General features: G+C 61.5%; 10 protein-coding genes. All 10 read right to left on the bottom strand.

The window, feature by feature from the left end; translation table 11 throughout:
• Nucleotide 1: 1 nt before the first annotated feature.
• Complete coding sequence (locus tag ABI546_RS22860) at nt 2-1,729, bottom strand: hypothetical protein (RefSeq protein ID WP_348050558.1); 1,728 nt, start codon at nt 1,727-1,729, stop codon at nt 2-4.
• 75 nt (nt 1,730-1,804) lie between these two features.
• A complete protein-coding gene (locus ABI546_RS22855; RefSeq protein WP_348050556.1) occupies nt 1,805-2,800 on the bottom strand; it encodes a hypothetical protein in 996 nt (331 codons plus the stop codon).
• Nucleotides 2,801-2,814: 14 nt separating this feature from the next.
• Nucleotides 2,815-4,560 (bottom strand): hypothetical protein, encoded by a 1,746-nt coding sequence (locus tag ABI546_RS22850; RefSeq protein ID WP_348050554.1) that lies wholly within the window; start codon nt 4,558-4,560, stop codon nt 2,815-2,817.
• The gene (locus ABI546_RS22845) at nt 4,547-5,170 is read right to left on the bottom strand and encodes a hypothetical protein (RefSeq protein WP_348050552.1); all 624 of its coding nucleotides are present in this window, start codon (nt 5,168-5,170) and stop codon (nt 4,547-4,549) included. The genes ABI546_RS22850 and ABI546_RS22845 overlap by 14 nt, the downstream gene beginning before the upstream one ends.
• A complete protein-coding gene (locus ABI546_RS22840; RefSeq protein WP_348050550.1) occupies nt 5,170-7,014 on the bottom strand; it encodes a hypothetical protein in 1,845 nt (614 codons plus the stop codon). The genes ABI546_RS22845 and ABI546_RS22840 overlap by 1 nt, the downstream gene beginning before the upstream one ends.
• A gap of 64 nt (nt 7,015-7,078) precedes the next feature.
• Nucleotides 7,079-7,522 carry a hypothetical protein gene (locus ABI546_RS22835; protein WP_348050548.1) on the bottom strand — a complete coding sequence of 148 codons (444 nt, stop codon included), beginning with the start codon at nt 7,520-7,522 and terminating at the stop codon, nt 7,079-7,081.
• 9 nt (nt 7,523-7,531) lie between these two features.
• Nucleotides 7,532-8,032 carry a hypothetical protein gene (locus tag ABI546_RS22830; protein WP_348050546.1) on the bottom strand — a complete coding sequence of 167 codons (501 nt, stop codon included), beginning with the start codon at nt 8,030-8,032 and terminating at the stop codon, nt 7,532-7,534.
• Nucleotides 8,029-9,294, bottom strand: coding sequence for a hypothetical protein (locus tag ABI546_RS22825; protein WP_348050544.1), 1,266 nt, complete (start codon nt 9,292-9,294; stop codon nt 8,029-8,031). The genes ABI546_RS22830 and ABI546_RS22825 overlap by 4 nt, the downstream gene beginning before the upstream one ends.
• Nucleotides 9,294-9,968 (bottom strand): hypothetical protein, encoded by a 675-nt coding sequence (locus ABI546_RS22820; RefSeq protein WP_348050542.1) that lies wholly within the window; start codon nt 9,966-9,968, stop codon nt 9,294-9,296. The genes ABI546_RS22825 and ABI546_RS22820 overlap by 1 nt, the downstream gene beginning before the upstream one ends.
• Nucleotides 9,965-10,768 (bottom strand): RyR domain-containing protein, encoded by an 804-nt coding sequence (locus ABI546_RS22815; protein WP_348050540.1) that lies wholly within the window; start codon nt 10,766-10,768, stop codon nt 9,965-9,967. Before ABI546_RS22815 ends, ABI546_RS22820 begins: the two co-directional genes overlap by 4 nt.
• Nucleotides 10,769-10,814 lie beyond the last annotated feature (46 nt).

Genomic DNA, 10,814 nt, shown 5'->3' with positions numbered 1-10,814 from the left:
CTTATTTCTTGTAGGTTTTGCCGTCGGTGCCGATGTAGGTCGTGCCCGGCGCAAGTCGGTCGAATTCGGCTTTGGTGGTCACCTTGGAAGGTGCGCCAGCTGTCTTGCGGGAGGCACCCAGCTCAATGAGCTGACCGGTTGTGTTGTCCAGTACCTGAGCAGGCTCGCGCACGATCTGGCCGGTGGCATCAACGGTTTGGCCGCCAGGCACCACAGTGAACTTGCCAGCGGGCTCGTACCGGCCTTGAAGCGCGCGAAGCGTCTCCTCTGCGGCGGCGCGCTCTGTAGGCGTCTTGGCGCTGATGACGGCCGTCTGTGCCGCCTGCAGCTGGGCCTTACCCTGGTTGTCGATACTCGAGCTGTTGCGTTCGATGCCCAGGCGTGCCGCATTGTTTTCGGCGACGGCATCCTGACCCCTGCGCACCGTCGAATCAGCCTGATTGGCAAGCAACTGTTTGCGCGCAAAGCTGCGGCCGACAGTGCCCGCCGGGCTCATCGCAAGCGCTTGGAGCTCGGCATTCGACATGCCGGCCCCTTGTCCCGCGAACGTGGCGCCTTGAGCCGCATAGCTCTCGCGAATGGCGCCAAAGTCACCCCGCGCGGCAGCTGCATTGCGCGCTTCAGCCAGAGCCATGTCGGTGCTTGGATTGGATCCGGCGAGACTGGGCACGGCGGTGACGCCGGCACCAGCATTGCGGGGGTTGTCAATCGTCGCCCCGGCGCCGATGTTTGTGCCGCTGTAGGAATTGCCGTCGCGGCGGATCACGCCCAGGGCAGGCTGCTCGGCCAAGCCTGTAGCCGGCACTGAATTACCCATAGGTTGACGCCCAGAGAGGTCAGTGGTTCGCGCTGCGGCAGGCGCGGGCACCGTGGCCACGGCCGGCGCCGGTGCGGTGGACGCGGGTGCTGCAGCTGCCGCCAGCGCGGCGCCACCAACAACAGGCGGCACGAATGGTGCCGCAAGGGCAGCCGTTGGACTGGCGGCAGCCGCACCCCCTGTCCGGGCCAGCATCGAAGCCGCGCGCGCCGCACCTCCTGCTGCTACTGGCGAAACGGCGCTGAGTGTGTTGGAAACGTTGCGACCCAGCTCCGTATCGGTCAGCACGCTGCTGGGCTGTGCAGGAGGAGCCTGCACGTTGCTACCGACAGGAATTTGGCTCAACATTTTGCGGCGACGGTCATCGTCAACCAGGCCGCCGTCGGCGAAGGAAGGTGTGGCTTCAACTGGTTCAACGCCCTGCTGCTGGGCAACCGGTGTGTGCGTGACGTCCTTGATGGCCGTCAGAACGGCGGCGCCCACGGCCTGGATCTGTTCAGGTGGCAAGGAAAACTCGCCATTGCTCACTTTGACCGGTACCTTGGCGCCCCTGCGCACCGCACCCAACCCAAGCGCATTGGACGAATCGGTGGGCATGATGAACGTTCCCTCGCGCATCTCGGCGCTGATGGAGTCCGAGGTGCCAGTGCCGCGCCCTTTGATCAGGCCACCGTCTGCGAGGCCCGCCTCCTTCTCACGCCGCTGCATCGCCGTCATCCCGGTATAACCAGAAATGGCGCCTGCAGGTGCGGCCGCGGGAGCCGGTGCGGGTGCTGGTTTGGCGGGCGGCGTCTCTACCTCCACCTTGGGTGTCGGCTTAAAGATCGCGCGCCCTAGATTGGCGATAAAGCCGCCGTCAGCGTAATGTCGAACCGCGCCGCGCGCGCCCGTTTTTGGATAGTGGCCGTTCATGGGTTCCCCTTGTGGTGTGCTCGGGGCATTTTTTCACCGGCAGGGCAACCATCAAACCCTTACCGGGGGCATCCGTCAGGTCGACTCGTTGCCGCTGTACCCCGTGTTGGCGTTCAAGGCGTTCAATGCTGCGGAGGCCTGCGTGGCGACCGCACGCGCTGCCGCCTCCATGGTCGCAACCCTGGCGCTGATGAGCCGGACCTGAGAATCCAGATTCGCCTTGCGTACCTCCACTGCGGCATTGGCATCGGCGATCGCGACCCGGGCCGGCAGCTCCAGGGCTGTGACCTTGGCCTGGTAGAAGCTGGTCAGCACGTTGGCGAGCTTGGCCTTGGCGTCCAACATGGCCGTTGCGAGCTGCGCGCCAAGCTGGGGGCCCAGTGCAAGCGTGCGGATATAGTCGCCGGCCGCCTGAATCGCTGCCGTGCGCAGCTGCAGGGCCTTGTCGACCGCAAAGCGGATGTTCTCGATCTCCAAGTCAGCCTGTTTGATGGCCACATCACGTGAGGCCTGGGCAATCTTGTTGCGCAGGTCCTGGTCGATATCTGACACTGCACCGACCAGTGCGCCCGGTGGCAACGGATACCCTTTCGCGGCCCAGAACGACACGGATTCCCCAGTGGCACGCGCCGCATCCGTCAAGAGCCGCGACCGGTCCCGCTCCCAGATTTGAGCCTCCACCGCGGGCTTGATGCCCGTGCCGCCGTTGGTTATGGCGTTCTCCACCCACGCGCGAGCCGCTGCCAGCTCGTTGCCCAAGGGGAAGTAGGTCGTGAGGAAGTTGCTCAGGCCATCGGCCAGCATGGCCTTGATTTCGTCGGTGGTGGACTGGTAAAGCGCCGTGAGTTCGGCCGGGCTGAAGCCGTCAATTTGCGGGGCATCTGGCAGATCCAGCGAAGCCGCGATGTCGACCTCGGCGATCTGGGGGGCGTTGACAATGTAGTTCAGCGCGTCGGTGGACAACTGGTCCGACTTGTCGAGGCGCTCCTGCGCAATGCCGAACTGTGTTTCGAAGACGGCAGAGACAAATTGCGCAGCGACCGAATCGCCACCGGGTGGAAAGGTTGCCATGGATGTTCTCCTGGTTAGGCTTCGGGCTCAAATTCTTTTCTGTAGCCGGGGTTGATCAGCGGGGGATAGTCGGAACCAATAGCACCGACGTAGACGGGATGAATCCGAATTCCCGAAATGGGGGCACGCTCAAGGTCTTTCACTTTCGTCTTCGATGCCAGCTTGAAGGTCTCGAAGTAGTCCGTTGTGCGATATGTGGTGATGACACCATCACGAACCGCCATGAGCAGGATCTCTCCCTTGCTTGTTTCACTGACGGCCCGTGCAACGGCAAACGTGACGATGGCCAGGTTGTCGTTGATCATTGACGTCTGGAACCTGTCATTGATCATGTCAACGTCCAGCGGGTCTGACAGCACCCAGGTGGCGCCGTAGTCCTTTGTGCTGAGCACCCGAAGCACTTGGCCGCTGGCAGCACCGGCGTCAAATTCGTAAGTCGAGAAAAACAGGCTGCCCGGACCAGCGGACACCGGTGAATTCCCCAGCAGCGTTGAAGACGTGGCGACACTGACCTGTGGGGTTGGCGTACGGCCACCGAGAAAGGCAGGCTTCTTGCTCGTGGGCCCGATCCACGCGTCGGGTGGCCACGGAACGTTTTGGAAATTTTCACCGTTCTCATCGGAAATGAACAGCCGAAAAGCGGCGTCGGTGATGTCGGCGCCGCCGGTCACCGGGGTATTGACGGCTCCCGCGGTACACAGTGCCACGCAGGCGATGCGGCCCTCCCCCACTGGGCTGGCTACGGCGCATTGCGGCATGAAGATACAGCCGTGCGTCTGGGGCGTGCCGTCACTCAGGACCCGTGCATATCTCTCCACCGTCTCGCCGGCAACCACCTCGGACGTGTACAGCAAATAAGGCTGAAGCCAAGTGGCGTCCGTCACCGTCCAGGTCTGGCCGTGGTCTGCGCTTCGCAGCATGACTGGTGGCTCCGGGTACTGCATGCCGCGTGTGATCAAGGGATCGCTCTCGAGGGGCTTGCGCGGCGCCGCCAGCATGAACAGCTTGCCGCGGCCGACACAATTAACCATGGACGAAAACGAATATTGGGAGTCATCGGCGGACGGGATTGGCACGGCCGTCATCCTGCGCGTCTTGGTGTCGCCGACATAGCACACCAAGTTGGTTTTAAGGCCAAGGTTGTCGGAGTAGGCCAGATACTCCCCAAACGGAGTGCCAAACACCACGAACCGATAGGCTTCAAGGTCTTCGTCCCAGCCGGTCGCGCACATACTGGCCCTGAAGCCGTAGCCCAGGCCATCGTGTACACCCAGTTGCACGACATCGGAAAACGACACGTTGGCGCCCTTCTTGTTGTCCGCCGACAGGCTTAGCACCTCGGCCTTTTTGCTGCCGATGCACACCAGCGAGGGCCACCACACGGTGCCGCCACCCACACTGGTGACATTCCAGCGCAGGACGTAGTTCCCGCCTACAAAGCACTGAGTTGATGCCTCGGAACTCGCCTCGCCGTTGACCTCAATGTGCTCGTATTTGGACGACGACACCAGCTGATCGGCCTTGCTGGGCACGCGCATGTTGAGCGGGTTGTCCCGGAACTGCTCGCCCTCCTTGAGGGTGACCAGAGCCCAAAGGTAAGGAACAGAGCCGCTAGTGATGACCTCGAGGAATCCGTCTTTCTTGCGCGCCACGGCACCAGGGGTTCGACTTCGCAAGTACGGAACGTCGACGTCGTCGAGCTGCCGCGCTTTTTTCTCGCTGCTGTGGTCGTAGCCAACGCGGAACCTAGGGAACTTCATGCGTTCCCACCATTTCAGTCCAGAAAGGCGGCGTTTTTGCGCCGCCGACACGCATGTAACTGAGTTGGGCCTCGCCACAGAACCCGACAGCCACTTGTTCGATGCGATTACTGGAAGGCGGCTGATAGTCCAGTTCAAAAGTCTGGCCAAACATCTCCAGTGACTGGGCGCCGGACGCATAGGTCAAAACCGCCGGGTACTCGGTATCCAGCACCAGCGGTACTGAATCCGTTGTCGACATGCCGTCGTACTCCATCCTCATGACAAGGATGAACTGCACGTCGTCGGGGGTCGTGATCGAAATAATCAAGTTGTCGACTTCACCGCCGAACCGGAACTCTGCGACCTTGCCCCCGAAGAAGATGCCGCCGGGAGGCGGTGATTTCCATGACCACGCCGCAACATATTCATGCGGCGCGTGCGAATCGGGGGGCGACGGCGTGTAGGTAATTTCATCCGGTGAGAATGGGCTTGCCACAGCGGCGCCGCCAAACACAAAGGTGTTGTTGAAGCCCGATGACCAGGCGGTGGAACCCACCGCCTTCGTGTCGGGGATGCGGCCAAGAACCGCGCCAGAGCCCGTGAATTCATCATCTAACCAGTTGGCCATCAGATTCTCCTGCCAAGGTTGGCGACCTCGAATTCGACTGTGCTCAGTTCGAAATCATCGCCTTCTTCGTTGTAGAGCTCAAAGGTCAAATGCGTGCTGCGCACTCCCCTGCCGATCTTCACGCGCTGCGTGCGCAGGTAGTCATCGTTCCTGACCGTCTTATAGGTGTGCGTCTGGCCATCTGCAATCACACGCAGGAACACATTGCCGGATGACGACAACCCGAGGTAGCAGTTCGGCACCGTCTTCTTGTTGCTGGTACCGAAGTCCTGCTTCCCAAAGGAGATGGATGCCCTGATCGGATCACCGCTGTCGTTGGCGCCCTCCAGCAGGTAGACGCCGTCGGCCTTCACGCCGAAGTACCGGCCCTTGTAAGTCCCAAAGCTGTTGAAGGAATATCCCTCGTAGGTCGTTGAGGCCCCGGATTCGTCGTTAACCACCCAGGTTTCACCGTCGTCAGCCAGCACGGGCACGCCAGCGCGCACCTGCATCAAGGTGGCCATGATCGCTTGCATCAGGGCGCTATAGGTCATGGTCCCGGCCACGTTCACGGCTTCCGCCATTGCGGCGTCCTTGATCACCAGCGAGAGCATGGTGGTTTCCACGCCCGCGTGGCTCAAAATCAATGCGTCGACCGTACCCGAGAACACCATGGTGGAGCGGGCATTTAAGACCACACCGGCAGTCGCATTCAGGCGCCCCTCCATGGCGTGGGAAAAGCCTGAAAACGCTTCAAACGACATCACGGCTTCACCATAAGAGCCTTCGCTGCCTTTGCCGCCCAGTGGTGAGAACGCGACTTCTGCACCGCCGATCGTGCCGGCCAGCCCAGTGGCAGCCAGCGCCATTTGACTGAAGGACATCGCGCATAGCGCATAGCGTGGCGGAAACTCATAGGTTCCCGAGTTCATCGACATCGGCTTGAAGGCGAGAACGGCGCCGGCATATCGTCCGCTGCTGGCCAGGCATGTCAACGGTTCAAAAGCCATGATGGCCTCGCCGGACATGCGAATCGTCAACTCCAACACCTCAAACCGCATGGTGTAACTGCTTTGTGCCACGGTGCCGTTGCTTGCCATGCACAGCAGTGGCTCGAGATGCAGTTCCGCCACGCCCGACTTGTTGGCTTCCACGATTGCCGGGTCGTAGACGGTATCGCCACCCGAGAATAGCGATGCGTCAAGAAACACTTCGCCCAGGCTCAGCTCGTCACTGACATGCTGTAGCACGTCGTCAATGAAGTAGGCAACCTGGTCAAACCGTCGAGCGATGCGAAAGACTGAGCCATTGCTATATGGGCCCAGATTGAGAACGATCCCCCCGGCCTCCTTGATCTTGGCGACTCCGTAGGCCAGGTAAAACGCGTGCTGAATTGCTGCGGGGTCGACATCCGCATCTGCGCTGTTGAAGCCTGCCACCACGCCAGCGGCTGAAACCGGGACCTTGAAAGTGACGTACCCGTGTCCAATGATGGATGCGATCGAGCGGCCGCCGGCATTCCAGCCAAAGTTGAAGTCGTACGCGATACGGCCGGGGATGGCCGGCCTCCCAATGATCGGCGGAACTGCAGCAACCGCCGGATAGCTCACAGCGATCAGTGTTGGCCTGGAGAAGTAGCTATAGGCAAAATCACCGCCCGGAGCCGGCGGCACGAAGTCGTAGTAACTGCTTTCCGGATTGAACTGCCACGTGCCCGGTGGGGGGTTAATCGTCTGGTAGGCAAGGACAGAGCGGATCACATAGCCCACATAGGCAGGCACAGCAGGCGAGCCCGGGGAACTGGGAACGCCCGGGGAGCCGGGCGTGTAGGTCGTCTTAACCGTTTTGATCAGGGCACTGGTCATATCGTTCTCAGGTCAGATAGACGACAGCAACGCGGTGTTGCTGAAGTCCCCGATTAGCCGGGCCTCACAGGGTCGGCAGTGCGACCGTGTAGTAGTCGATGTCCTGCCCGGCGCCGGATGTAAGGACGGTATTGGGCAGCAGGTTGAGGTCACCGCCACCTACCGCCACGGTGCCCTGAAGGCGTGGCTGCACAACGGAGCTGGTGCCGTCGTCGCCGACAGCAACATGCCGGAAGAATGTTGCGGTACCTGAATCGACGTTGGTGCCAGACCAGACCTCGCCGGTGTTCTTCTGGGCGACGCCAGGGGCAACAACGTTATCGTCGAACGTGATTCCCGTTCCCGTGTCGCTCTCACTGATGGTGCAAAGCAGCGTTGCTGAGCCCAGAGCGTCATCGGCGGTCGCCGGTACCGTACCGGCATAGATGTGGATAAAGCCCAGCGCCATCACCGTCTTCAGGGAGTCGGAGACGAGGAGCGCGTTGCGAAGACCTTTGGATGCTTTCATGATGTTTCCTTAGTTGGAGGTGAGCGCGAAGGCCGCAATCACGCGGAGGGTTTCGCCGGATTCGAGTGCCTTTGGAGATGTGAAGCGAACTGCGGACAACAGCACACCGGCGGTGGACCCCTTTGCGGCAGCTGAGGCAACGAAACCGCCGTAGAGCGTTCTGTTGGCGCTCATCACGAATTCGGCTCGCGACGCCCCGTTGTCCACGCTTCCGGCGGCCACTGCGCCCAGCGTCAGCGCCGGTCGCGTGCCAGCCGTGTAGTTCGTGCACTCGGTGGCAGAAGCCGGGAACGTGGCCGCGGTGTCGGCGCCGACCGGGGTGTAATTGCCCTGGTAGATGCCGACGTACCACGACGTGAGCTGCGCGGAGCCCTTGAGCGTGACACCCACCATGTGGTCAAGGCCCTGCACGGGCATCAGGTTGTGAACAACCTCGGTGTCGCGCACGTTGCCGGCTTTGTCGAGGATTTGCACCAGGTACTTAAACCCGGGCTGCACTTTGGTTTTCATAGCTGTGTAGCCTTTCTGACGATCTCGCCATCCATGAAGCTGTGCGCCGCTGCCCCGTTGGCACCGGAGCCGAAAAGCGAGGTGACGACATGTTTCATGCCGTCTTGCTCGCGGAAAAAAGAAGCGCCGGCGGCCGCGCTGTTCATGGCGATGCTGCCTTCCTGGACGTTCTTCACATCCGCGCCGTTCGCCTGGACCTGCCCGCGCACGGACATCCACCAGCACATCAAGTTGTCAGGCGCGGTATTGCCGGTGCCCTCGATGGCGCCGTAAGGAAGCACCTCGACCGCATCGGCCTTGGCCAGGTCGCCCGCGAAAAAATAGCTCTTGTTTTCGGTACACACGTAGGTGCCGGTCCTGATCGGCTGGACCACCGTGATCCGCGTAGTGAACGGGATGAAGTTCTTGGCCGGCAAATGGAGGCTCGGCGCAAAGGGCTCGGAGTAATGCAGGATCCTGTCGCGGGCCACCAGCAGGCGGCCGTTGTTGCTGCGAACAATTGAGCCCGCCGGCATGGGCTTCAGCATCAGCGTCTGGCACCGACTTGTGAGCTGCTGTGGCGCGGTGATCGTGAAACTGGTCTGGGCAGCGGCAAGCACCGTAGCGAGCATCAGCTGGTCACCGTTTACCGGGCTCATGTACACACCGATGGCGACGACGCCCGCCGGAAACGTGGCTGGAAGCCCGGTTACTTCGATGGCCTGCCCTTCAGTGACCTCTACTTGCACGGGCTCCGTACTGCCCGACTGCTGCAGGTCGTCGGCAATGTAGGTAAAGCAGACCTGGTACAGGCCGGGAGCCAGGTTCCCGGCACCGGCGGCTGCGACTCCCGGCGCGGGGTCCATCATGGCAACACCAAAGGGCTTGTCCTGGCCAGAAGACAGCCGACGCAAGACGACGCCATCCGTGTACACCACGTCACCGTTGACCTCGGTGTAAGAGATGCGGCCTCCGGGGACCAGGCCAGACCTGAGCGCGGCCTTGGTGAGCGCTGCGGGCTTGCCCGTCAACGAATACAAGGTCGTGCCGTCGACCATGTAGGCGCTGTCACCGTCGACGTGGAGGGAATGGCAATCCAGGCCCGCCAGGGCCAGCGTGACGCCCTGTCGCCGCTTCAGCGTTCCCGTGGTGCGCAGGTCCACATTGACCGCCGACCGCAAGAATGCGCCGCCATCGCCGCCCTGCAGCTCGTTGTCAGGCAGGCGGTTGTTGACGCCCTGATTGAACGGGCCCAGTTTGACCGGGGTGTCGGTGGTGGCCATCACCAGACCGCTTTGTTGAAGAGTGGCCGGTTGGCCTGGAAACTACGCCTCATGTCGGCGTCAACGCTCAAACCAAAATGCGCCACAAAAAGAGCCTCGGCCCTTTCAGCGGCGCTTTCGTTCAGGAGCTCGGCGTCAGGGCGACGATAGCAGCGCTGGAGCGCCCAGTACACCAGGTGACGGTGATGGATCGCTCCTATTTCGGGATACGTGTCATCCGATTCCGCCAGCACCATAGGCTGCAGCGGCAGGCGGTAGCACTCAATGCGTAGCAGCCCATCGGTATTCGGGAGGCACGTGAGCTGGATAGTGGTGTCGTTCTGTATCGCACCGCATGGCACGTTGGTGAGCCGACGCCACCCGGGACGCACACGGTCCTGCTCAATCCGGTCAGTGAGATCGAGCGGTATCTCGTTGGTGCTGCCTGCGGGCGTGAACCAAGCATTAGTGACGTAAATAACGGCGGCGTGAAGCGGATAGACGCTGGTACCAGCCGTGACGTCGATCTCGCAGATATCGGCATTGCTGGCTTCGTGGATCAGGCTCGCCCGAATTGCGGCCTCATCCTCGGCCTCGTTAAGCCAAAGTGTCACGTCCTCGTCCTCGGACAGATACGGCGCTTCCTTGTCGTCCGCATCTGTCCTGAACTGGGCGATCAACTCCGCGAGAGTCATACAACGCCGAACTGATCAACAAGCCGCGTGGCCTGCTCCCGCAGGTCAACAAGCTTTTGGTTGGTATCGAGGTCTTGGTGGAAGTGGATCTTGACGAACTCAGCCACAGACTTCTTGTCGCGCATGTTGCTGATGGCGTCGCGCAGATCCTGAATGCGGTCTTCTTCACTGTCCTGTTTCGGGCCCTTTGGCGCGACGGCTGGGCCGACTGCCAGCCCGGCCAGCGTGTCACCAGGCACGTACACATCGGTGTGTTTGAGCATGAGCCGGGCTTTGTCGGTCGGCACGGGCTTGCTCTCGCCGCGTTGCCACTGAATGCGAGTGCTGTACGTGCCATCCGTGTAGGTTTCGCGCTTGCCGATGTATTTCACCGACAGGAGATTGGGGTCTGCAGCCTGTGTGGCGGCACCGGGCAATGCGGGAGCCGCAGGTGCCGCAACTGTGACAACGGCGTCAGGTACATCCTTCAGGGTGTGCACCACAGCGCGGAACAGATAGTCCTTGGCTTTCTGCTCGGCTGGCAGCTGGTCGTATGGCAGGAAGCACGGGTGTTCCTTCAACTCCATGTCCTTGACCTCACCATACCCCCAACCGTCGGCTTCCTTCTGAGCCATCCAGCTGGCGTGTGAGTCTTCAGGCGTTGCATCCGGATTGGCCAAATGCATGTCGACGCCGGCCAGGGCACTTGCCCGTTGCGACTCAGGAGCGTCTTCCCATGCCACTTGCGAGTCGTCGCCCAGGGATGCGCAGTAGGCGCGGTTGATTTCATGCGCGGCGCGCGCGAGTTGTTCACGGTTCATGTTCGCTCCAAAAAGTTGATGGAAAAAAAGAGCCCGAAGGCCCTTT

This window comes from Polaromonas sp. (assembly GCF_039932935.1).
GTDB lineage: Bacteria > Pseudomonadota > Gammaproteobacteria > Burkholderiales > Burkholderiaceae_C > Polaromonas.
Note: the sequence above shows the minus strand (reverse complement) of the source record. Positions and strands in the feature narration are given on the sequence as shown.

Excerpts from the sequence above, each read along its gene's own strand:
- ABI546_RS22855 (WP_348050556.1), bottom strand. The coding sequence starts at position 2,800 with ATGGCAACCTTTCCACCCGGTGGCGATTCGGTCGCTGCGCAATTTGTC.
- ABI546_RS22840 (WP_348050550.1), bottom strand. The coding sequence starts at position 7,014 with ATGACCAGTGCCCTGATCAAAACGGTTAAGACGACCTACACGCCCGGC.
- ABI546_RS22825 (WP_348050544.1), bottom strand. The coding sequence starts at position 9,294 with ATGGCCACCACCGACACCCCGGTCAAACTGGGCCCGTTCAATCAGGGC.
- ABI546_RS22835 (WP_348050548.1), bottom strand. The coding sequence starts at position 7,522 with ATGAAAGCATCCAAAGGTCTTCGCAACGCGCTCCTCGTCTCCGACTCC.
- ABI546_RS22860 (WP_348050558.1), bottom strand. The coding sequence starts at position 1,729 with ATGAACGGCCACTATCCAAAAACGGGCGCGCGCGGCGCGGTTCGACAT.
- ABI546_RS22845 (WP_348050552.1), bottom strand. The coding sequence starts at position 5,170 with ATGGCCAACTGGTTAGATGATGAATTCACGGGCTCTGGCGCGGTTCTT.
- ABI546_RS22820 (WP_348050542.1), bottom strand. The coding sequence starts at position 9,968 with ATGACTCTCGCGGAGTTGATCGCCCAGTTCAGGACAGATGCGGACGAC.
- ABI546_RS22850 (WP_348050554.1), bottom strand. The coding sequence starts at position 4,560 with ATGAAGTTCCCTAGGTTCCGCGTTGGCTACGACCACAGCAGCGAGAAA.
- ABI546_RS22815 (WP_348050540.1), bottom strand. The coding sequence starts at position 10,768 with ATGAACCGTGAACAACTCGCGCGCGCCGCGCATGAAATCAACCGCGCC.
- ABI546_RS22830 (WP_348050546.1), bottom strand. The coding sequence starts at position 8,032 with ATGAAAACCAAAGTGCAGCCCGGGTTTAAGTACCTGGTGCAAATCCTC.